The following is a 21,590-nucleotide window of genomic DNA, read 5'->3' on the forward strand; positions in this document are numbered from 1 at the left end:
ATGATCACGCGACTTCTGGTGGCCAACCGCGGCGAGATCGCGCGCCGCGTCTTCCGCACCTGCCGCGACCTCGGCATCGAGACCGTCGCCGTCCACTCGGACGCCGACGCGGGGATGCCGTTCGTGCGCGACGCGGACGCCGCCGTCCGCCTGCCGGGGAGCACGCCGGCCGAGACCTACCTGCGCGGCGACCTCGTCATCGCCGCCGCGCTCAAGGCCGGCGCCGACGCCGTCCACCCGGGCTACGGCTTCCTCTCCGAGAACGCCGCGTTCGCCCGCCAGGTCGCCGAGGCCGGGCTGACCTGGGTCGGCCCGGACCCGTCGTCGATCGAGCGGATGGGCTCGAAGATCGAGTCCAAGAAGCTGATGGAGGCGGCCGGCGTCCCGGTGCTCGGCAACTTCACGGCCGACACGGCGAGCGACGACGACCTGCCGCTGCTGGTCAAGGCGTCGGCCGGTGGCGGCGGTCGCGGCATGCGCATCGTGCGCACGTTGGCGGACCTGCCGGGTGAGATCGAGAAGGCCGCATCCGAGGCCGAGTCGGCGTTCGGCGACGGCACCGTCTTCGTCGAGCCGTACGTCGAGAGCGGGCGGCACATCGAGGTCCAGGTGCTCGGGACGCCGGACGGCACGATCGTCCTCGGCGAGCGCGACTGCTCGGTGCAGCGCCGGCACCAGAAGGTGATCGAGGAGGCGCCCGCGCCCGGGCTTCCCTCCTCGACCCGGCAGGCCCTGCACGAGGCGGCCCAGGCCGCGGCCGAGGCGATCGACTACCGCGGCGCCGGCACCGTCGAGTTCCTCTACGACCCGGCCAAGGACCGCTTCTACTTCCTGGAGATGAACACCCGCCTCCAGGTGGAGCACCCCGTCACCGAGGCGATCTACGGCGTCGACCTGGTCGCGCTGCAGATCGCGGTCGCCGAGGGACATTCCCCCCAGGTCGACGTGGGGGAGCCGAACGGGCACGCCGTCGAGGTCCGGCTCTACGCCGAGGACCCGGCCCACGACTACCAGCCGCAGAGCGGGCGCATCGCCCGGTTCGAGGTGCCCGGTGTGGTCAGCGCGTTCGAGGGCCCTTCGTCGTACGGCATCCGGCTCGACTCGGGCGTCGGCTCGGGCGACGAGATCGGCACCTTCTACGACGCGATGATCGCCAAGGTGATCGTGCACGCGCCGACCCGCGAGCAGGCGCTGCGCCAGCTCGCCGGCGCGCTCGCCAAGGCGCGGCTGCACGGCCTGGTCACCAACCGCGACCTGCTGGTCAACCTGCTGCGCGACCCGGTGCTCACCGGTGGCGACATGCACACGACCTGGCTCGACACCGCCGATCTGGCCGCGCTCGCGGCCGGTCCCGGTGCCGAGGGCACCGCGCAGCTGTCGGCCTTCGCCGCGGCCGTGGCGCTCGCCGAGGCCGCACGGCTCGGACGTCCGGTGCAGAGCCGGATCCCGTCCGGCTGGCGCAATGTCGTCGCCGGCCCGCAGGTCACGACGTTCCTGCACGGCACCGACGAGCTGCCCGTGCACTGGTACGGCGGCCGCACGTTCCGCTCCGCCGACCTGGAGTGTGTCGTGGTCACGGCGGCCGGGCCCGACGTCGTCGAGATCGAGGTCGACGGGGTGGCCCGCACGTTCCGGGTGTTCACCGAGGGGGATCGCGTCGACGTCGAGTCGTCGCTCGGGCACGTCGCGCTGCGCCGCAAGCCGCGCTTCGTCGACCCGTCCACCCAGGTGGCGGCCGGCTCGATGCTCGCTCCCATGCCGGGCAGCGTGATCGCGGTCCGCGCGGCGGTCGGGGACGTCGTCGCCGAGGGGCAGCCCATCCTCGTGATGGAGGCCATGAAGATGCAGCACACCATCGCGGCGCCCTACGCGGGCACCGTCACCGAGCTGTCGGCGGTCGCCGGTCAGCAGGTCGAGGCGGGCGCCGTGCTCGCCGTCGTCGAACCCGCCGAGTCCGAAGGAGAGGACGCATGACGCAGACGATGTTCACCGAGCCGGAGGAGCGCGTCGCGCTGCGCGAGGCGGTCAAGAAGCTCGCGAGCAAGTACGGCCGCGAGTACGTCGAGAAGCAGGCCCGCGAGGGCGGCAAGATGACCGACATGTGGCTCGAGATGGGCCGCAACGGCTTCCTCGGCGTCAACATCCCCGAGGAGTACGGCGGCGGTGGCGGCGGCATGGCCGACCTGGCCGCCGTCCTGGAGGAGTCGGCCGCGGCCGGCGCCCCGCTGCTGATGATGGTCGTCTCGCCCGCCATCTGCGGCTCGATCATCACGCGCTGCGGCACCGAGGAGCAGAAGCAGCGCTGGCTCCCCGCGATCGCCGACGGCACGCACCTGATGGCCTTCGGCATCACCGAGGCCGACGCCGGCTCGAACTCGCACCAGATCACCACGACCGCCACCCGCGACGGCGACCACTGGGTGATCTCGGGCCAGAAGACGTTCATCTCCGGCGTCGACGAGGCCCAGTCGGTGCTCATCGTCTCGCGCACCGAGGACGCCAAGACGGGCAAGCTCAAGCCCGCGCTGTTCGTCGTACCGACCGACGCGGAGGGGTTCACGAAGCAGCCCATCCCCATGTCGTGGCAGGCCCCGGAGAAGCAGTTCACGCTCTTCCTCGACAACGTGCGGGTCCCCGTCGACGCGCTGGTCGGCGACGAGGACGGCGGCCTCTGGCAGCTCTTCGCCGGCCTCAACCCGGAGCGGATCATGGGCGGCGCCTTCTCGTGCGGCATCGCCCGCTACGCGCTCGAGAAGGCGACGTCGTACGCCAAGGAGCGCTCGGTGTGGAAGGACCAGCCCATCGGCGCCCACCAGGGCATCGCGCACCCCCTCGCCAAGGTGAAGATCGAGCTCGAGCAGGCCCGCCTCCTCTGGCAGAAGGCCGCCGCGCTCTACGACGCCGGCGACGACTTCACGGCCGGCGAGTACGCCAACATGGCCAAGTACGCCGGCGGCGAGGTCGCCTGCAACGCCACCGACGTCGCCGTCCACACCCACGGCGGCAACGGCCTGACCCAGGAGTACGGCCTCGGCAACATGCTCGTCGCCGCCCGCCTCGGCCGGATCGCCCCGGTCAGCCGCGAGATGATCCTCAACTTCGTCGCCATGCACTCCCTGGGCCTCCCCAAGTCCTACTGAGCTCCGTCGTACCGGACAAAACGGTCGTGAAATCGCCTGTTTCACGACCGAATTGTCCGGTACGACGCTCAACCCCGGAGGTCGTCGCGGCGGATCTTGCCGGTGGCGGTCTTCGGGAGCTCGGGGACCAGGTGCACCTCGCGCGGGGCCTTGTACGCCGCCAGGCGGGTGCGGGTGTGGGCGATGAGCTCGTCGGCGGTGGCGGTCCGTCCCGCGGCCAGGACGACGTGGGCGACGACGATCTCGCCGCGGTAGTCGTCCGGGCGGCCGACGACGGCGGCCTCGTGGACGGCGGGGTGCTCGTAGAGGACGTCCTCGACCTCGCGCGGCCAGACCTTGTAGCCGGAGACGTTGATCTGGTCCTTGAGCCGGTCGACGAGGTAGATCCAGCCGTGGGTGTCGACCACGACGACGTCGCCGGTGTGCAGGCGGCCGGCGGGCATCGTGCGCGCGGTGGCCTCGGGGTTCGCCCAGTAGCCCGGGACGACCTGGGGGCCGGTGACGACGAGCTCGCCCGGCTCGCCCGGGGCGGCGGGGTCGTCCTCGTCGGTGACGACCTCGATGCCGACGCCGGGGAGGGCGCGGCCGATGGCGACCGCTCCTGAGAGCGGGTCGACCGGGGCGGCCTCGCCGAGGGGGACGGCGACGACGGCGGACGTCGTCTCGGTCATGCCGTAGACGTTGTGGAGGGCGATCCCGAAGCGGTCGCGGAAGCGGTCGATCGACGCCTGGGGGACGGGCGCGCCCCCGGTGTAGACCGCGCGCAGGGACGCGAGGTGGCGGCGGTCGGCCCACGCCAGCTGCTCGATCGCGTGGAAGGCGGTGATCGAGGCGATCGTGTACGTCGCCCGCTCGGCCTCGATCGTCGCGACCGCGTCGGCGGGGTCGAAGCGGCCGGACAGCGCGAGCATCGCGCCACCGCCACCGCCACCGCCACCGCCACCGACGAGCGCCAGCGCGCCCGAGGCGACCGCGCCGGTGATGTGGAAGAGCGGCGCGGCGGCGTAGACGACGTCGTCCTCGGTGAGCCCGATCCAGGCACCGAAGCGCTCGACCGTGGCGAGCACGTTGGCGTGGGTGTTCATCGCGCCCTTGGGCGGACCGGTGGTGCCGGAGGTGTAGGTCAGCATCGCGACGTCGTCCGGTGCGACCTCGGCCTCCGGCACGACGACGTCGCCCGGCCGCACCGGGTCGACGGCGCCGTCGCCCACCGCGAGCCACCACCCGACCGCGGTGCCGTCGGCGGCCGGCCGGAGCGCCTCCGCGTCCGCGGCGCCGGTGATGACGCCGACCGCGCCGGAGTCGGCGAGCAGGTGGTGCAGCTCGCGGTCGCGGTACATCGGGTTCGCCAGGACGCCGACTGCGCCGAGCCGCCACAGCGCGAGCAGGGCGAGCGGGAAGGCGGGGACGTTCTGCAGGTGCAGCGCGACCCGGTCACCCGCTCCTACACCGCGGGCGGCGAGGTCGGTGGCGAGGACGGCGGCGTCGGCGTCCAGCTCGGCGGCGGTCCAGCGCCGGCCGCGGTGGCTCAGCGCGACCCGGTCGGGTGCCGCGAGGACCCGCGCTCGCCAGGCGGCGGTCAGCGTCGTCACGGCAGGTTCCGCGGCAGTGTGACGTGGCGCGGCGCGAGCTCGGCGACCGAGCGGGCGCCGAGCAGCCGCATGGTGCGCGCCAGCTGGGTCTCGAGGATGTCGATGCTGCGCTCGACGCCGGGCAGCCCGCCGGCCATCAGCCCGTAGAGGTAGGCACGGCCGATGAGGACGAAGTCGGCGCCGAGCGCGAGCGCGGCGGCGATGTCCTGGCCGTGCATGATGCCGGTGTCGAGGATGATCTCGGCGTCGGTGCCCAGCGCGGCTCGGGTCTCGGGCAGCAGCGTCAGCGGGACGGGCGCGCGGTCGAGCTGGCGGCCCCCGTGGTTCGAGAGGACGACGGCGTCGGCCCCCGCGTCGACGGCGCGGCGCGCGTCCTCGACGGTCTGGATGCCCTTGACGACGAGCTTGCCGGGCCAGCGCTCGCGCAGCCAGGTGAGGTCGTCGAACGAGACCGACGGGTCGAACATCGCGTCGAGCAGCTCGGCGATCGTGCCCGACCAGCTGTTGAGCGAGGCGAAGGTCAGCGGCGGCGTGGTCAGCAGGTCGACCCACCAGCGCGGCCGCGGGATCGCGTCGAGGACCGTGCGGGGGGTGAGGGTGGGCGGGATCGTCATCCCGTTGCGGACGTCGCGCAGCCGCGCGCCCGCCACCGGGACGTCGACCGTGACGACGAGCGTGTCGTACCCGGCCGCGGCCGCCCGGTCGACGAGGCCGATCGAGCGTTCCCGGTCGGTCCACATGTAGAGCTGGAACCAGCGCCGGACGCCGGGTGCGGCGGCGGCGACGTCCTCGAGCGACGTCGTCGCCATCGTCGACAGCGTGTAGGGGATGCCGGCGCGCTGGGCGGCGACCGCGCCGGCGATCTCGCCCTCGGTGTGCATCAGCCGGGTGAAGCCGGTGGGCGCGATGCCGAACGGCAGCCGGCTGGTCGCGCCGAGGATCTCGACGGACGTGTCGAGCGTGCTCACGTCGCGGAGGATCTCGGGGTGGAAGGTCAGCTCGCGGAAGGTCGCGCGGGCGCGCTCGAGCGAGATCTCCGCGTCGGCGGCGCCGTCGGTGTAGTCGAACGCCGCCCGGGGCGTCCGCCGCCGGGCCATCGCGCGCAGCTCCTCGATGGTGTGCGCCTGGGCGAGCCGGTGCCGGCGGCCGAAGGCGGGACGGCGGAACCGGATGAGCGGCGCGAGGTCGCCCCAGCGGGGGAACCGGCGGGGCGTACGCGGCATCTCCGCAGGTTCACATCCTTGAACTTTGGTTCGCATACTTGACATGTGATGGACGATACACGAGGGTGAGGTCATCCGCCGAGCACGTCCGCTGCCGGACGACGGCGGGGATCGCGAGGGGCGAACGAGCCGCGCTGCCGCCTGCCGGGCGGGCGTGCCGGCCTGCCCTGACGCGTCCGTGCGTGGCCGTGCCGAGAAGGAAGTGAGAGTGTCGTGAAGCAGGTTCCCGTCGAGGAGGCGAGCGTCCGCGCGCCGCTGGCCGTGCCGGCCGCCGGCGTGGCCGCGACGCTCCCCGCACGCGACGACCACCGCCTCCGCGCCGGCTTCCGCCGGCAGGCGCTCGGGCTGCCCGTGCGCGCCACGACGCTGACCTGGGAGCCCGGCGCCGCCGTCGCGCCGGGCACCGGGTTCGTGGTCGAGGCGACGCTCGCCGGTGAGCAGGTCTGGAGGACCGCGGCCGACCGTCCGGTCGCGGTCCTCCCGGCCGAGGTCGCCGCGACCGCCCGCCGTCTGGAGTGGCAGGTGCGCAGCGCCGACGGCGCCTGGGCCAGCGAGCGCGCGAGCGTCGAGTTCGGCCTCGCCGACGCGGCCGCCTGGCAGGCGCCCTGGGTCGCCGCCCCGGCCAACCCCTTCGCCCGCGAGACCGACGACCCCGCGCCGCACCTGCGCCGCGAGGTCGAGCTCGCCGAGGTGCCGGACACCGCGCGCCTCTACGTCACCGCGCTCGGCATCTACCGGATCTGGGTCAACGGCACCGAGGTCACCGCCGACGACCTGCTCCGCCCCGGCTGGACCGAGTACGGCGTCCGGGTGCACCACCAGACCTTCGCCGTCGAGCAGCACCTGCGCCCCGGCCGCAACGTGGTCGCCGTCGTCCTCGCCAAGGGCTGGTACGCCGGCCGGCTCGGCCTGCTCCGCTACCCCGGCCTGTACGGCGAGCGCCCGGCCCTGCGCCTGCAGCTCGAGGCCACCACCGCCGCCGGCGAGCGCGACCTGCTGCTCGGCACGTCCGAGGAGTGGCGCGCGAGCACCGGCGCGATCCGGGCCACCGACATGCTGCGCGGCGAGATCCTCGACCTGCGCCGCGAGCCCACCGGCTGGACCGAGCCCGGCTACGACGACAGCACCTGGGCCGCCGTCGAGGCGATCACGCCCGACCCGCTGCCCGAGATCACCCCGCAGCCGCACGACTCGGTGAGCGTCCTCGAGGTCCGCACCGGCGAGCTGGTCCGCGAGCACGGCCGCGGCCCGGTGGTCTTCGACTTCGGCCAGAACCTCGTCGGCTGGACCCGGATCACCTCCGCGCTGCTGCCGCGCACCGAGGTCGTCGTCCGGACCGGGGAGATGCTCACCCCCGAGGACCTCGTCTACCGCGACAACCTGCGCGGCGCCTTCCAGGAGGACCGGATCGCCGGCGACGGTGAGGACCGCCAGGTCCTCGAGACCCGGTTCACCGTGCACGGCTTCCGCTACGCCGAGATCTGGGGCCTGCCGAGCGAGAACCCCTACGGCAACTACGAGCTGCCGGCCGGCGTCGAGGTCGAGGCGGTCACGCTGACCGCGCTGCCCGAGGAGGTCGGCCGGTTCGAGAGCAGCAACGAGCTGCTCAACACGTTCGCCTCGGCGGTCGAGTGGACCGTCCGCGACAACTTCATCGAGGTGCCGACCGACTGCCCGCAGCGCGACGAGCGCCTCGGCTGGCTGGGCGACGCCGGCGTGATCTCCCCGACCGCGCGCTACTTCCTCGACGTGGCGGCCTTCCTGGGCAAGTTCGTCCAGGACATCGCCGACACCCAGGGCCCCGACGGCGAGGTCTGGTCGTACGTCCCGCCGGTGCCGCCGGGCAGCGCTCGTCCGGGCGCGCCGGGCTGGGCCGACGGCTTCGTGCGGATGGCGCACGTCCTCGCCGACACCTACGGCGACCTGACCACCGTGGACCGCGTCTTCCCCGCCCTGGAGCGCTTCTGCGCGCACGTCGACCGGGAGAACCCCGACGGCCTGCGGGTCAACGCGGTCGGCGCCGACTTCGCCGACTGGCTCTCGCTGCCCGAGAAGGACGGCGAGCCGACCCACCCCGGCTACGCCTGGACCGGCGCCCGCTCCACGGCGCCGCGCCCGGTGGTCGGCACCGCCCACACCTACCGCTCGCTGCGCCAGCTCGCCGACCTCGCCCGCTGGACCGGCCGCGACGCCGAGGCCCGCCGCCTCGACGAGCGCGCCGAGGAGGTGCGCGCGGCGTACCGCAAGGCGTTCGTGGGCGACGGTTCGGAGATCGCCGACGCGACCCAGACCGTCTACGCCCAGGCGATCGGCTTCGGCCTGCTCGAGGGCGACGACGCGACCGTGGCCGCCGAGCGGCTCGCCTCCATGATCCGCAGCCGCGGCTACGTCACCACCGGCATCCATGGCGTCCAGCACGTCATGCCCGCGCTCATGCGGCACGGCCACGCCGACCTGGCGTACGACGTCCTCCTGCGCGAGGACATGCCCGGCTGGCTCTACATGGCCGCGCGCGGTGCGACCACCGTGTGGGAGAAGTGGGACGGGCTGCGCCCCGACGCCACGCTGTCCACCGCGCAGATGAACTCCTTCAACCACTGCGCGCTCGGCGCGGTCGGTGCGTCCCTGTTCGAGGAGGTCGCCGGCATCGGCGTCGGCGGCGCCCTCCGCTCGGGCCGGATCGACGTCCGCCCGGTCTACACCGAGCGGCTCGGCTGGGCCGGCGCGGCGCACGACAGCGCGCTCGGCCGGGTCGGCAGTCGCTGGGTGCACCAGGGCGACACGGTCGCCCAGGAGGTCGTCGTCCCCGCGGGTGCCACGGTCGCGTTCACCGCGCCCGACGGCTGGCAGCTCGACGGCGGCACCACCGCCGCCGACCTCGCTCCCGGCACCCACCAGCTCACCCTGACCCGGGGGCGTCCGTGAACCGCACGCGCCTGCTCCGCGTCGGGCTCAAGGTGCTGCGGCTCGCCGCGGTGCTGCTGGTCGTCTCGACGCTCTGCTTCTTCAGCCTCGCGCTGCTGCCGGGCGATCCCGCGCGGCTGATGCTCGGCGACGCCGCGACCGCCGACGCGGTCGCGACGCTGCGGGCACAGCTGGGCCTCGACCTGCCCACGATGGAGCGCTTCGGGCACTGGATCGGCGGTGTCCTCCAGGGCGACCTCGGCGAGTCCTACCGGACCGGCCAGTCGGTCACCGAGATCCTCGGCGAGCGGGCGCCAGTCACCGTCGAGCTCATCGTCCTCAGCCAGGTCATCGCGCTGGGCCTGGCGGTTCCCGCCGCGATCGTCGCCGCGCACCGCCGCCGGACCGGCACCGACCGGGCGCTGAGCCTGTGGGTGTTCACGGCCCTGTCGACGCCGGACTTCGTGGTCGGCGTGGTGCTCATCTGGATCCTGTCGGTGCACCTGGGCTGGTTCCCGGCCAACGGGTACGCCCCCTGGTCGGACGGCGTCGGGCCGCACCTGTCGTCGCTGATCATGCCCGCCATCGCCCTGGCCGGGACGTCGTTCGCGCTCTACCAGCGCGTGCTGCGGGCCGACCTGGTCGAGACGCTGCGCCAGGACTACATCGAGGTCGCCCGGGCCAAGGGCCTCTCGCTGACCCGGATCACCTTCCGGCACGCGCTGCGCCCCAGCCTGCTCGGCCTCAGCACCCAGATCGGCGTCACGGTGGGCATGCTCATCGGCTCGACCGTCGTCGTGGAGTCGCTCTTCGGGCTGCCCGGCATCGGCGACGAGCTCGCCGGAGCGGTCACCGCCCGTGACTACGTCGAGGTGCAGGGCCTGGTGCTCGTCATCGCCACCTGCTTCGTCCTCGTCAACGCGCTGGTCGACGTCCTCTACCCCGTGATCGACCCGCGGCTGGCCTCGTCGCGCCGTACCCGAGGAGGTGCCCGATGACCGCCGCCGCACCCGTGCCCGCTCCCGTCCCGACGCCCGAGCCCGCACCGGCGAAGCGCCGCCGGCGTCGCCGCGGCGGCCGCTGGACGATCGCCGAGCGGCTCTCGGCCGGCTGGCTGATCCTGCTCGTCGGCGGCATGCTCGTGCTGCCCACCCTGCGCGGCATCGACCCGCTCGACATCGGTGCCGAGAGCCGGTTCGCCAAGCTCAGCCCCGAGCACTGGCTCGGCGCCGACAACCTCGGCCGCGACCTGCTCGCCCGGGCTCTCGACGGCGCCCAGGTCTCCGTGCTGATCGGCGTCGGGTCGGTGCTCATCGCCGCGCTGATCGGCGTCCCGCTGGGCATGCTGTCGGCCTACTACGGCGGCGTGATCGCTGCCGTCATCTCGTTCGTGGTCGACGTGATCCTCGCCTTCCCCGGCCTGGTGCTGGCCCTGGGCCTGGCGTCGTTCCTGGGCGCCAGCGTCACCAACGTGATGATCGCGATCACCGTGCCGATGTTCCCGGTCTTCGTCCGGCTCGCCCGCGCCCAGACGCTCGCGCTGCTGGAGACCGAGTACCTGGAGGCCAGCGAGGTGATCGGCACCCCGGTGCTGTCGATCATGCGCCGCGACGTGCTGCCCAACATCTCCGAGGCGATCCTCGCGTTCGGCTTCGTCAGCATCGGCCGCGCGATCCTGATCGAGGGCAGCCTGAGCTTCCTCGGCATCGGCGTGCCCCGCACCCAGCCCACCTGGGGCGGGATGATCAACGAGGGCCGGATCTACATGACCACCGACCCGCTGCTGATCCTCGTCCCGGGCGCCTTCCTGCTGCTGACGATCCTCAGCCTCAACCTCATCTCCGACCGGTTCCTGGTCGACGGTGACGCCGTGACGGGAGCCCGCGCATGAGCGAGCCACTGCTCCAGGTCCGTGACCTGGTCGTCGAGTTCCGCACCGCCAACGGCCCGCTGCGCGCCGTCGACGGCGTCAGCCTGGACGTCGCCCGCGGCGAGCGGGTCGGCATCGTGGGGGAGTCCGGATCGGGCAAGTCCGTGCTCTCCCGGACGGCGATGGGCCTGCTCGGCCGCAAGGACGCACGCATCTCGGGCGAGATCACCTTCCGTGGCCAGGACCTGCTCGCGATGAGCGACAAGCAGCGCCGCGACCTGTGGGGCCGCGAGATCGCCATGGTCTTCCAGGACCCACTGAGCTCGCTGCACCCGATCACCCCCGTGGGCCAGCAGATCGTCGAGACCCTGCGCCGCGATCCCGCGATGGACAAGACCAAGGCGCGTGCCCGGGCGATCGAGCTGCTCGACATGGTCGGCATCCCGCAGGCCGAGCGCCGGTTCAGGTCCCGCGCCCACGAGCTGTCCGGTGGCATGCGCCAGCGCGTGATGATCGCGATCGCGGTCGCGAACAGCCCGTCGCTGCTCTTCGCCGACGAGCCGACCACGGCGCTCGACGTGACGGTGCAGGCGCGCATCCTCGAGCTGTTCGACGAGCTGTGCCGCGAGCTGTCCATCGGACTCGTGATGGTGAGCCACGACCTCGGGGTCGTGGCCCGCCACACCGACGCCGTCTCGGTGATGTACGCCGGCCGGATCTCCGAGCAGGGCACGGTCGACGACGTCCTGCGCTCGCCGCGGATGCGCTACACCAGCGCGCTGCTGGCGGCGATCCCGCGCATCGACCACGGCCGGCGCGCGCTGCCCCAGCCGATCGGCGGGCTCCCGCCCGACCTGGTGAACCCGCCCGCAGGCTGCCGGTTCGCGCCGCGCTGCGCGCACGCGGTCGCCGCGTGCGCCGACCAGGTGCCGCCGCTGGAGCCGGCCGCCGACGTGCCGGGCCACGCCTTCGCCTGCTGGAACCCGACCCCGACGGAGGTCGCGCGATGACCACGACGACCACGCCCGTGCTGGAGGTCCGCGGCGGCGGGGTCACCTTCCGTGACGCCGACCGCAACGAGTTCCGGGCCATCGACGGCGTCGACCTGCAGCTGCGCCGCGGCGAGATCCTCGGCCTGGTGGGGGAGTCCGGCTGCGGCAAGTCCACGACGGCGCGCGTGCTCATGGGCCTGCAGCGGCTGACCAGCGGTCAGGTGCTGCTCGACGGAGCGCCGGTCACGCCGGGACGTCGTCGCTCGCTCGCGCCGCGGGTGCAGGCGATCTTCCAGAACCCCGCCGGCTCGTTCAACCCGCGCCGCTCGCTGCTCGACTCCGTGGCCGAGCCGCTGCGGGTGTGGAAGCAGGGCAACGCGGCCGAGCGCCGCGAGCGGGCGCTCGAGGAGCTCGCCCGGGTCGGCATCTCCCCGCAGATGGCGCAGCGGCGTCCTTCCGAGGTCTCGGGCGGTCAGTGCCAGCGCGCCGCGATCGCCCGGGCGACCGTGCTGCGGCCCGAGGTGCTCATCTGCGACGAGCCGGTCTCCGCGCTCGACGTGTCGATCCAGGCCCAGATCCTCGAGCTCCTCGCCGAGCTGCGCGAGGAGCAGGGCCTGGCCATGCTCTTCATCTCCCACGACCTCTCGGTGGTCGCGACGCTCTGCGACCGCACCGCCGTGATGTACGCCGGCACGGTGGTCGAGCAGGGTGACACCCCTGCCGTCACCGACCGGCCGCGGCACCCGTACACCGCGATCCTCCACGACTCGGTCCCGACGCTGGTCCCGTCCGCCCCCACGGCGACGGGCCTGCGGATGCGGCCCGCGACCGGCACGGTCGACGGCCGTGCCGAACCCGGCTGCCGGTTCGCCGGCCTGTGCCCCCTGGTGCAGGACGACTGCCGTGCCGCCCGACCAGAGCTGCAGCCAGGTGCCCACACCGCTGCCTGCCTGCACCCGCTGGGTGCCTGAGCCTCCGCTCAGCACCTGCACCCCAACGCACGCCGACGTGCGTCGATCACAAGGAGAAGAGATGACCACATTCGGATCTGGCGGGCTCGGACGCCTCCGGACCGCGATGGCTGCCTCGGTAGCGGGCGTCCTGCTGTTCGCCGCCTGCTCCGGCGGCGGCTCGAGCTCCGACTCCGGTGACCCGCAGTCCGGCGGCACCCTCAAGGTCGGCATGAGCTCGGAGGTGACCACGCTCGACCCCGCCAAGGGCTCGGCCAACGCGATGGCGCTCACCGGCTACGCCATCTACGACACGCTGATGAAGGTCGAGAAGCTCGGCGACGAGCCGCAGCCCAACATCGCGCAGTCGATGGAGCCCAACGCCGACTTCACCGAGTGGACGATGAAGCTCCCCACCGGCCTGAAGTTCAGCGACGGGACGCCGTTCGACGCCGCCGCGGTGAAGTTCAACATGGACCGCCACCTCGACCCGAAGACCGCCTCGACCGCCGCCTCGCTGCTCTCGTCGGTCGAGTCCGTCGACGCCCCCGACGCGACCACCGTCGTCTTCCACCTCAAGCACGCCTACGCAGGCCTCCCCTACGCCTTCTCGTACGACGGCAGCGGCACCGCCGGCTACATCGCCTCGCCGACGGCCCTCAAGGAGTTCGGCGACGACTACACCGGCCACGCGGCCGGCGTCGGCCCGTACAAGCTCGAGTCCTGGGGCCCGGGCAAGGACACCGTCCTGGTCCGCAACCCGGAGTACTGGGGTACTGACGAGCCCTACCTCGACAAGGTGCAGATCCGCCTGATCGAGGACGAGCAGGCCCGCTTCCAGGCCCTGCAGGCCGGGGACATCGACTACGCGCCGACCATCAACCCGACGATCATGCTGCAGGCCAAGAACGACGCCTCGGTCAACTTCGTCCAGGGCGTCGGCAGCGACCAGGACTCGATCGTCCTCAACACGACGAAGGCTCCGTTCGACGACATCCGGGTCCGCAAGGCCGTCTCGATGGCGCTCGACCGCGACGAGATCGTCGACCTGACCAAGGAGGGCATGGCCGAGCCGGCCGTCAACCTGTTCCCGAAGGCCGACCCCTTCAACGACGAGCACGAGGTCCCCGGCTTCGACCTCGACGAGGCCAAGAAGCTGATCGACGAGTACAAGGCCGACACTGGCAAGGACGTCTCGTTCACGTACATGTGCCGTCCCACGGTCAACACCACCGACGTCATCGAGCGCCAGCTGGCCAAGGCCGGCATGGACGTCAAGGTCGACGTGCAGGAGAGCACCACCGCGGTCTCCAACTTCATCGCGGGCAAGTACGACGCCGCGTGCTGGACGATGGCCGGCTTCCTCACCCCCGACCTGCTGCCGTACCGGTTCTTCTACTCGTCCGGCGACCTCAACAGCACCGGCTTCGCGAACCAGGAGTTCGACAAGCTCGTCGACGACGCGCGGCTGACCGACGACACGGCGCAGCGCAAGGAGCTGTGGGGCCAGGCCGACGGCATCCTCACCGAGGAGCTGCCGTGGGTGTGGACGACGAGCCAGCCGATCGGGTTCATCTCATCGAAGAAGGTGCACAGCGCCGACCTCGACGACCCGAGCCGCCTGCGCTACTCGGTGCCCACGATCAACAACGTGTGGCTGTCGAAGTAACGACCTGAGCAACTCGACCCGGAGGAAGGGAACACCATGGAGAACGCAGCACCGCGGCCGAAGGTCGCCCTCGTGACCGGCGCCGCCTCGGGCATCGGCCGGGCCACCGCCGAGCTCTTCGCCGAGCGCGGCTACACCGTGGCTGCGCTCGACATCGCCGAGTCCCCTTCCTCCGGGTCCGCACGGATCCACCCGCTCCTGGTCGACGTCGCCGACCGGGACCGGGTGGGCGCGGCCGTCGACGAGGTGGCCGCCACCCACGGCGGCATCGACGTCGTCGTCAACTGCGCCGCGAGCTTCCTGGCCCGCGGCGTCGACGTCACCCCGCAGGAGTGGGACTCCGTGCTGCGGATCAACGTGCAGGGCATCAGCAACGTCGTCCAGGCGGCGCACCCGCACCTGGCCCGCTCCGAGGGTGCGGCCGTCGTCAACACCGCCAGCATCTCGGCGCACGTCGCCCAGCCGCAGCGCTGGACCTACAACACCACCAAGAGCGCGATCGTCGGCCTGACCCGCTGCATGGCGATGGACCTGGCCGCCGACGGGATCCGGGTCAACTCGGTCTCGCCCGGCTGGATCTGGACCCCCGAGGTCGCCGCCGCGGCCGCCGACGGAGGGCGTGAGCGCTGGGAGCCCGTCTGGGGCCGCTTCCACCTGCTCCGCCGGCTCGGCGAGGCGGCCGAGGTCGCCGCCGCCATCGGCTTCCTCTGCTCGCCCGACGCGAGCTTCATCACCGGTGTCGACCTGCCCGTCGACGGCGGCTACCTCGCCATGGGCCCCGAGGGCCTCGGCGACTCCTCCAGCTTCGCCGGCTCGGCCTGAGCCTCGGCGTCTACCGACACGAACAAGAGAGTTCCCATGCGAAGAATCGTCATCACCGACACCAACCTGGGCGACGGGTCCCACGAGCGCGCCGAGCTCGGCGACGGGTACGACGTGACGCTGGCCGGCGTGCTCACCGAGGACGAGGTGATCGCGGCCGCGCAGGACGCCGAGGGACTCCTCGTGCAGTGGGCGCCGATGACCGAGCGGGTCTTCGCCGCGCTGCCCGGCCTGCGCGCGGTCGTGCGCTACGGCATCGGCCTCGACAACATCGACCTCGACGCCGCGGCCCGCCACGACGTCGCGGTCAGCAATGTCGACGACTACTGCATCGACGAGGTGGCCGACCACGCCGCCGCCTCGATCTACGCCCACAGCCGCCGGCTCACCGCGGCCGCGCGCCGGGTCGCCGAGGCCGGTTGGGGCACTTCCGGGATCGCCGCGCCGCTGCCGCCGGCCCAGGACCCCGTCGGCATCGCCGGCTTCGGGCGGATCGGCCGCGCCGTCGCCGCCCGGGTCTCCGCGCTGGGCTTCCCGGTCCACGTGTGGGACCCGTTCGCCACCGACGTCCCGGCGTCGGTCACCCGGCACGAGACACTCGCCGGGCTCGCGGCCGCGGTCCACCACCTGACCCTGCACATGCCGTCGACCGCCGAGACCGCCGGCGCGGTCGACGCCGGCGTGCTCGCCGCGCTCGGCGAGGGCGGCCACCTCGTCAACACCGCCCGCGGGGCGCTCGTCGACGAGGAGGCGCTGCTCGCCGCGCTCGACGCCGGCACGCTCGGCTTCGCCTCGCTCGACGTGCTCACCAGCGAGCCGCCGGCCGGCGTCGCGGCCCAGGTCGCCGCGCACCCGCGGGTGCTCGTCAACCCGCACATCGCCTACCTGTCGACCGAGTCCCTGCCCCAGCTGCGCATCCGCGCCGCGGTCAAGCTCGCCGCCCTGCTCGAGGACGCCGCGCGATGAAGGCCCTCGTGTTCACCGGTCCCGGCGTGGTCGAGCTCCAGGACGTCCCCGAGCCCGTCGCGGGCGACGGCGAGGTCGAGATCCAGGTGGTCGCCTCCGGGATCTGCGGCAGCGAGCTGCACGGCATCGCCCACACCGAGTTCCGCAAGCCGCCGCTGGTGATGGGCCACGAGTTCTCCGGGACGACGGCCGACGGCCGGCGGGTCACCGTCAACCCGCTGCTCAGCTGCGGCACCTGCGCGGCCTGCACCCGTGGCGACGAGCAGCTCTGCGAGACCCGGGCGATCATCGGCATCGACGCCCCCGGCGCCTTCGCCGAGCGGGTCGTCGTCCCCGAGCGGGCGGTGCGCGAGCTGCCCGACGAGCTCTCCTTCACCCAGGCGGCACTCGTCGAGCCGCTCGCCAACGCCGTGCACGCCGTCCGGCTGGCGGGGCTGGGGCCCGACAGCCGGGTCGCGATCCTCGGCGCCGGCACGATCGGCCTGAGCTGCCTGCTCGTCGCGCTCCAGCACACGGCCGACGTCACGGTCACCGACCTCGCGCCGGGGCGTCTCGAGCTGGCCGCGAGCCTCGGTGCCGCGCACACCGGCACCGGCCTCGACGGCCGCTACGACGCGATCATCGACGCCGTCGGGGCCGAGGCGACGCACCAGGCGTCGGTCGACTTCCTGCGTCCCGGCGGTACCGCCGTCTGGATCGGGCTGCTCAGCCCGTCGGCCGGCTTCGACGGCCAGGAGATCGTCCGCGCCGAGAAGCGCGTGGTCGGCTCGTACTGCTACTCGCCCCGCGATTTCGACGCGGCACTCGACCTGGCGACCCGGGTTCGGCTGGACTGGGCCACTACCTTCCCTCTCAGTGAGGGTGCCGCGGTGTTCACGAGCCTCATGTCGGGCGTCACCGAGACGACCAAAGCAGTGTTGATGCCGTGATCGACGAGGGCAGGGAGAAAGAGGAGCGATGACGTTCGGAGTGCGGATCCTTCCGCTCGGCACCGGTGAGGTGCCCGGGCCGGAGGTCTACTGGATGTCCGACTGGGACCAGTGGTACGAGCTGGCCTTCCAGGCCTTCCTCGTCGAGGGCGACGGCGTCCGGGCGCTCGTGGGCACCGGTCCCGCGGAGGACCTGACCGCCATGAACGAGGGCTGGGCCTCCTTCCTCGGCGAGCGTGCCGCCTTCCGCCGTGACCCCGGGCAGTGGCTGCCCGCGCAGCTCGACGCGCTCGGCGTCCCGCTCGACAGCATCACGCACGTGCTGCTGACGCCGCTCCAGCTGTACACGACGTCCAACGTGCGGGCCTTCGACAACGCGCAGATCTGCCTCACCCGCCGCGGCTGGACGCACTTCCACACCAGCCACCGGCACCCGCACGACGACCGGGACACCTCGCTCACGCCCGACGTCGTCGCGCACCTGACCGGACCCGCGTGGGACCGGGTCCGGCTGCTCGACGACGAGGACGAGATCGTCCCCGGCCTGCGCACCTGGTGGACCGGTTCGCACCACCGGGCCTCGATGGCCGTCGAGGTCGACACGGCGGCCGGCGTCGTCACCATGACCGACGCCTACTTCACCGAGCGGAACCTGCGCGAGGACCACCCCATCGGCATCTGCGAGAACATCTACGAGGCGCTCGCCGCGCACGACCGGGTCCGCCGTACCGCCGACATCGCGCTCACCCTGTACGACGCCGGGCAGCTCACCCGCTTCCCCGACCGCGTCGTCGCGCCGGTGCCGCGATGAGCACGCCGGTCAAGTCCGCCGACCGGGTGCTGCTCATCTTCGAGCTGCTCACCGAGCACCCCGACGGGCTCACCCTCGCCGAGGTGCAGCAGAAGATGGCGCTGCCCAAGAGCAGCGCCCACGGCCTGCTGCACACCATGGTGTCGCGGGGCTTCCTCGACCTCGACCAGACCACGAAGAGGTTCCGGATCGGCATCCGGCTCTGGCAGGCCGGGCGCAGCTACCTCAGCGCCGCGTCGATCGAGAACCTCGCGCTCCCCTACATGGCCGCGGTGCGCGACGAGCTCAACGAGACCGTGCAGCTCGCCGTGCTCGACGGCGCCGACAACGTCTACGTCGCCAAGGTCGACCCCGACCACCAGCTGCGCCTGGCCTCGCACGTCGGCGCCCGGCTGCCGGCGTACGCCACCGGGATAGGGAAGGCCCTGCTCAGCACGCTCGACGACGACGAGGTGCTGCGCCGCGTGGGGGACGAGCCGTTCACCCGCTACACCAGCACGACCCTGCCCGGCCCCGACGCCCTGATCGCCGAGCTCCACGAGATCCGCACCCAGGGCTACGCCGAGGACCACGCCGAGTACACGCCCGGCGTCTTCTGCGTCGCCGTCCCCCTGGCCCGCACGGCCGAGCACCAGCCGGCGATCAGCGTCTCGATCCCCGATGTCCGCAAGACCGACGAGCTCATCGCCCAGGCGATCCGCTCGCTCCAGGACGCCGCCGCGGCCATCGCCGCGCGGATCGCCTGACCCCTCCCTCCCCTCCCACCAGCAAGGAGCAGTTCCCCCATGGAGTTCTTCAGGTACGGCGCGCCCGGCACCGAGCAGCCGGCGGTCCGCGACGACGCCGGGACGACGTACGACCTGCGCGGCCTGACCGCCGACATCGACGGCGCCTTCCTCGCCGCCGACGGCATCGCCCGGGCCCGCGCGGCCCTCGCCGCCGGGGAGCTGCCCGCGCTCGCACTGGCCGACGACGTGCGGATCGGTGCCGCGATCGCCCGGCCCCAGGCGGTCAGCTGCATCGGCATGAACTACGCGGCCCACGCGGCCGAGTCGGGCGCCGAGCCGCCCGCCGTCCCGGTGCTCTTCTACAAGCACCCCGGCACCGTCGTCGGCCCCGACGACGACGTCCTGCTCCCCGTGGGCTCGACCCGCAGCGACTGGGAGGTCGAGCTCGGCGTCGTCATCAAGGACACCCCGCGCCACCTCTCCGACGACGCCGACCCGCTGGCGTACGTCGCCGGCTACGTCACCGCCAACGACCTCTCCGAGCGGGCCAGCCAGCTCGAGCACTCCGGCGGCCAGTGGTCCAAGGGCAAGTCGGCCGAGACCTTCTGCCCCGTCGGCCCGGTGCTGCGCCCCGCCGACGAGATCGACCCGCAGGCGCTGCGCCTGCGCTCCTGGGTCAACGACGAGCCGCGCCAGGACTCCTCGACCGCCGACATGGTCTTCACCGTCGCCGAGATCATCCGGCACCTGAGCCGGCACGTGTACCTCGCGCCGGGCGACCTCGTCCTCACCGGGACGCCCGAGGGCGTCGCGCTGTCGGGCCGCTTCCCCTACCTCGCCGAGGGCGACGTGATGGACCTCGAGATCGAGGGGCTCGGGCACCAGCGCCAGCGGGTCCGCCAGGCCACCGCCACGTCCTAGCGAACTCCCGCTCGTCGTACCGGACAATTTGGTCGTGATTCGGGCTCGATCACGACCAAATTGTCCGGTACGACGGTGCCCGGGTGCCTGGATTCTGCCCCGCAGTGAGGCAGATCCGGGCACAATGCCGCCATGCTGCGCCTGCTGCCCCCGGTCCTGATCCTCGTCCTCTGGCTCTTCTGCGTCGTCGACGTGATCACCTCGCGCGAGGACAGCGTCCGCAACCTCGCCAAGACGTGGTGGCTCCTCATCGTGCTGTTCTTCCCGCTGGCCGGCTCGATCGCCTGGTTCGTCGCGGGGCGGCCCCAGCCGGAGCGCCCGATGACGCGCCTGGACGGCGCCGCCCCCGGCTTCCCGGAGTACGAGCGCCGTGGCCGGTTCGCCGCCGAGGACCCGGCCAAGGACGAGGAGTTCCTCCGCAAGGTCCGCGAGCGCGCCGAGGAGCAGCGCAAGCGGGGCGAGCAGCAGCGCCGTGCCGCCGAGGAGGAGGACGGCGCCGGCGCCTGACCCGCCCGCGCGCGGCGCCGCACCCGTCTGCCCGGCGGCCGACCGGGTATGCCAGGAAGATGGATGACGACGTGCTGCACGGCTACCTCCAGCACCACTGGGTCGGCTCGACCGGTGGGGTGTCGCTGTTCCACCGCGTCGCCCGCACCCACCCGGACCCCCTGGTCGCCGCCACGGTCGGCGAGATCGCCGGCGAGGTCGCGGCCGAGCGCGAGACGCTGCGCACGATCATGAGCATCGTCGGCGTCACCCCCAGCCGCCTCGGCGCCCTCACCGCCCGCACCGGCGAGCTGCTCGGCCGCCTCAAGCCCAACGGCCACCTCCTCACCCGCTCGCCCCTGACCGACGTCGTCGAGGTCGAGGCCCTCCGCATCGCCGTGTCCGGCAAGCACGCTGGCTGGCAGCTCCTCCGCTCCGTCGCCGACGCCGACCCCCGGCTCGACCCCGTCCTGCTCGACGACCTCGTCCAGCTCGCCGAGAGCCAGCTCGACCGGCTCGAGCAGGCGCACCTGGGGATCGCGCGCAAGCGGCTGCTGACGTGAGGGTGGTCGTCACCGGGGCCTCGGGGAACATCGGCAGCGCGACGGTCCGGGAGCTCGCGGCCGGTGGCCGGCACGACGTGCTGGCGCTCGCCCGGCGCCGCCCCGATCTCCCGCCCGACGACGTGCCGGCGGCGGTCACCTGGGCGGCCGCCGACGTCGGCCGCGACGACCTCGACCCGCTGCTCGCCGGAGCCGACGCCGTGGTCCACCTGGCGTGGCGGTTCCAGCCCACGCACCACCCCGCCGAGACCTGGCGCACCAACGCCGTCGGCACCCGGCGCGTGCTCGCCGCCGTCCGGCGCCAGGGCGTCCCGGCCGCCGTCTGCGCCTCGTCGGTGGCGGCCTACTCCCCGGTCGGCCACGACCGGCCGGTGACCGAGGAGTGGGAGACCGATGGTGCCTCGCCGGCGACGTACTGCCGGGAGAAGGCGTACAACGAGCGGGCGCTCGACGCCTTCGAGGCGACCGGCGACACCCGCGTGGTCCGGGTCCGGCCCGCGTTCGTCTTCCAGCGCTCGGCCGCCAGTGAGCAGCGCCGCATCTTCGGCGGTCCGCTGCTGCGCCCCGCCTTCCTCGACCGCCGGTTCGTGCCGGTGCTCCCGGTGCCCGCCGGGCTGCGGCTGCAGGCCGTGCACGCCGGCGACGTCGCCCGGGCCCTCGTCGCGGCCGTCGAGCGCCCGGTGCACGGCGCCGTCAACCTCGCGTCCGACGGCGTCCTGCGCCGTGCCGACCTCGGCGCCCTGCTCGGCGCCCCCACCGTGGAGGTCCCGGCCGGGCTCGTCCGCGGCGCGATCGACGCCGCGTGGCGCGCCCACGTCGCGCCGGTGCCCGGCTCGCTGCTCTCGGCGCTCCTCGCGGTCCCGCTCCTCGACGCGGGCCGCGCGCGGGCCGAGCTCGACTGGCAGCCGCGGCACACGGCGGCGGAGGCGGTCGCGGCCATGCTCAGCGGCGCCGCGGCACGAGCCGGCTCGACGCTGCCGCCGCTGCATCCGTGAGACCGGGGCCGCCCGCCCCGACCGCAGGT

Annotated in this window: 19 protein-coding genes; 17 read left to right on the forward strand and 2 right to left on the reverse strand. The window is 73.2% G+C overall.

What is annotated here, in order from left to right; all coding sequences use genetic code 11:
- Window positions 1-1,974, forward strand: a complete 1,974-nt coding sequence (locus BM223_RS19015; protein ID WP_038675964.1) for an acetyl/propionyl/methylcrotonyl-CoA carboxylase subunit alpha — start codon at window positions 1-3, stop codon at window positions 1,972-1,974.
- Window positions 1,971-3,140 (forward strand): acyl-CoA dehydrogenase family protein, encoded by a 1,170-nt coding sequence (locus BM223_RS19020; RefSeq protein ID WP_038675966.1) that lies wholly within the window; start codon window positions 1,971-1,973, stop codon window positions 3,138-3,140. Before BM223_RS19015 ends, BM223_RS19020 begins: the two co-directional genes overlap by 4 nt.
- Before the next feature lie 68 nt (window positions 3,141-3,208).
- On the opposite strand, the gene BM223_RS19025 is transcribed toward BM223_RS19020, so the two are convergent.
- Both BM223_RS19025 and BM223_RS19030 read right to left on the reverse strand, forming a co-directional pair.
- The gene (locus BM223_RS19025) at window positions 3,209-4,732 is read right to left on the reverse strand and encodes a class I adenylate-forming enzyme family protein (protein WP_038675969.1); all 1,524 of its coding nucleotides are present in this window, start codon (window positions 4,730-4,732) and stop codon (window positions 3,209-3,211) included.
- Window positions 4,729-5,955 carry an alpha-hydroxy acid oxidase gene (locus BM223_RS19030; protein ID WP_038675972.1) on the reverse strand — a complete coding sequence of 409 codons (1,227 nt, stop codon included), beginning with the start codon at window positions 5,953-5,955 and terminating at the stop codon, window positions 4,729-4,731. Before BM223_RS19030 ends, BM223_RS19025 begins: the two co-directional genes overlap by 4 nt.
- Window positions 5,956-6,168: 213 nt before the next feature.
- Between BM223_RS19030 and BM223_RS19035 the strand changes: the two genes are divergently transcribed.
- The 15 genes from BM223_RS19035 to BM223_RS19105 all read left to right on the forward strand — a co-directional run bounded on the left by BM223_RS19035 (window position 6,169) and on the right by BM223_RS19105 (window position 21,561).
- Window positions 6,169-8,880, forward strand: a complete 2,712-nt coding sequence (locus BM223_RS19035) for an alpha-L-rhamnosidase (protein WP_052138092.1) — start codon at window positions 6,169-6,171, stop codon at window positions 8,878-8,880.
- Window positions 8,877-9,857 carry an ABC transporter permease gene (locus tag BM223_RS19040; protein ID WP_052138093.1) on the forward strand — a complete coding sequence of 327 codons (981 nt, stop codon included), beginning with the start codon at window positions 8,877-8,879 and terminating at the stop codon, window positions 9,855-9,857. The genes BM223_RS19035 and BM223_RS19040 overlap by 4 nt, the downstream gene beginning before the upstream one ends.
- Window positions 9,854-10,750: an ABC transporter permease gene (locus BM223_RS19045; RefSeq protein ID WP_052138094.1), complete on the forward strand. Its 897-nt coding sequence runs from the start codon at window positions 9,854-9,856 to the stop codon at window positions 10,748-10,750. Before BM223_RS19040 ends, BM223_RS19045 begins: the two co-directional genes overlap by 4 nt.
- A complete protein-coding gene (locus tag BM223_RS19050) occupies window positions 10,747-11,739 on the forward strand; it encodes an ABC transporter ATP-binding protein (protein WP_038675974.1) in 993 nt (330 codons plus the stop codon). Before BM223_RS19045 ends, BM223_RS19050 begins: the two co-directional genes overlap by 4 nt.
- Complete coding sequence (locus BM223_RS19055) at window positions 11,736-12,692, forward strand: ABC transporter ATP-binding protein (protein WP_038675976.1); 957 nt, start codon at window positions 11,736-11,738, stop codon at window positions 12,690-12,692. The genes BM223_RS19050 and BM223_RS19055 overlap by 4 nt, the downstream gene beginning before the upstream one ends.
- A gap of 61 nt (window positions 12,693-12,753) precedes the next feature.
- Window positions 12,754-14,340, forward strand: coding sequence for an ABC transporter substrate-binding protein (locus BM223_RS19060; protein ID WP_082003487.1), 1,587 nt, complete (start codon window positions 12,754-12,756; stop codon window positions 14,338-14,340).
- Window positions 14,341-14,376: 36 nt separating this feature from the next.
- Entirely contained in the window at window positions 14,377-15,162 is a 786-nt protein-coding gene (locus BM223_RS19065) for an SDR family NAD(P)-dependent oxidoreductase (protein ID WP_038675980.1), read from the forward strand.
- Between the two features lie 36 nt (window positions 15,163-15,198).
- On the forward strand, window positions 15,199-16,128 hold the full coding sequence (locus BM223_RS19070; RefSeq protein WP_038675981.1) for an NAD(P)-dependent oxidoreductase: 930 nt from the start codon (window positions 15,199-15,201) through the stop codon (window positions 16,126-16,128).
- Window positions 16,125-17,057, forward strand: a complete 933-nt coding sequence (locus BM223_RS19075) for a zinc-dependent alcohol dehydrogenase (protein WP_038675983.1) — start codon at window positions 16,125-16,127, stop codon at window positions 17,055-17,057. Before BM223_RS19070 ends, BM223_RS19075 begins: the two co-directional genes overlap by 4 nt.
- 28 nt (window positions 17,058-17,085) lie before the next feature.
- Window positions 17,086-17,868, forward strand: coding sequence for a hypothetical protein (locus BM223_RS19080; protein WP_038675985.1), 783 nt, complete (start codon window positions 17,086-17,088; stop codon window positions 17,866-17,868).
- Window positions 17,865-18,614 (forward strand): IclR family transcriptional regulator, encoded by a 750-nt coding sequence (locus BM223_RS19085; protein ID WP_075018676.1) that lies wholly within the window; start codon window positions 17,865-17,867, stop codon window positions 18,612-18,614. Before BM223_RS19080 ends, BM223_RS19085 begins: the two co-directional genes overlap by 4 nt.
- Before the next feature lie 39 nt (window positions 18,615-18,653).
- Complete coding sequence (locus BM223_RS19090) at window positions 18,654-19,517, forward strand: fumarylacetoacetate hydrolase family protein (protein WP_038675988.1); 864 nt, start codon at window positions 18,654-18,656, stop codon at window positions 19,515-19,517.
- A gap of 132 nt (window positions 19,518-19,649) precedes the next feature.
- Entirely contained in the window at window positions 19,650-20,024 is a 375-nt protein-coding gene (locus tag BM223_RS19095) for a PLD nuclease N-terminal domain-containing protein (protein WP_038675990.1), read from the forward strand.
- Window positions 20,025-20,083: 59 nt separating this feature from the next.
- Window positions 20,084-20,566 (forward strand): hypothetical protein, encoded by a 483-nt coding sequence (locus tag BM223_RS29860; protein ID WP_052138096.1) that lies wholly within the window; start codon window positions 20,084-20,086, stop codon window positions 20,564-20,566.
- Window positions 20,563-21,561 (forward strand): NAD-dependent epimerase/dehydratase family protein, encoded by a 999-nt coding sequence (locus tag BM223_RS19105; RefSeq protein WP_038675991.1) that lies wholly within the window; start codon window positions 20,563-20,565, stop codon window positions 21,559-21,561. Before BM223_RS29860 ends, BM223_RS19105 begins: the two co-directional genes overlap by 4 nt.
- Window positions 21,562-21,590 lie beyond the last annotated feature (29 nt).

This window comes from Pimelobacter simplex (assembly GCF_900114845.1).
Lineage (GTDB): Bacteria > Actinomycetota > Actinomycetes > Propionibacteriales > Nocardioidaceae > Nocardioides > Nocardioides simplex.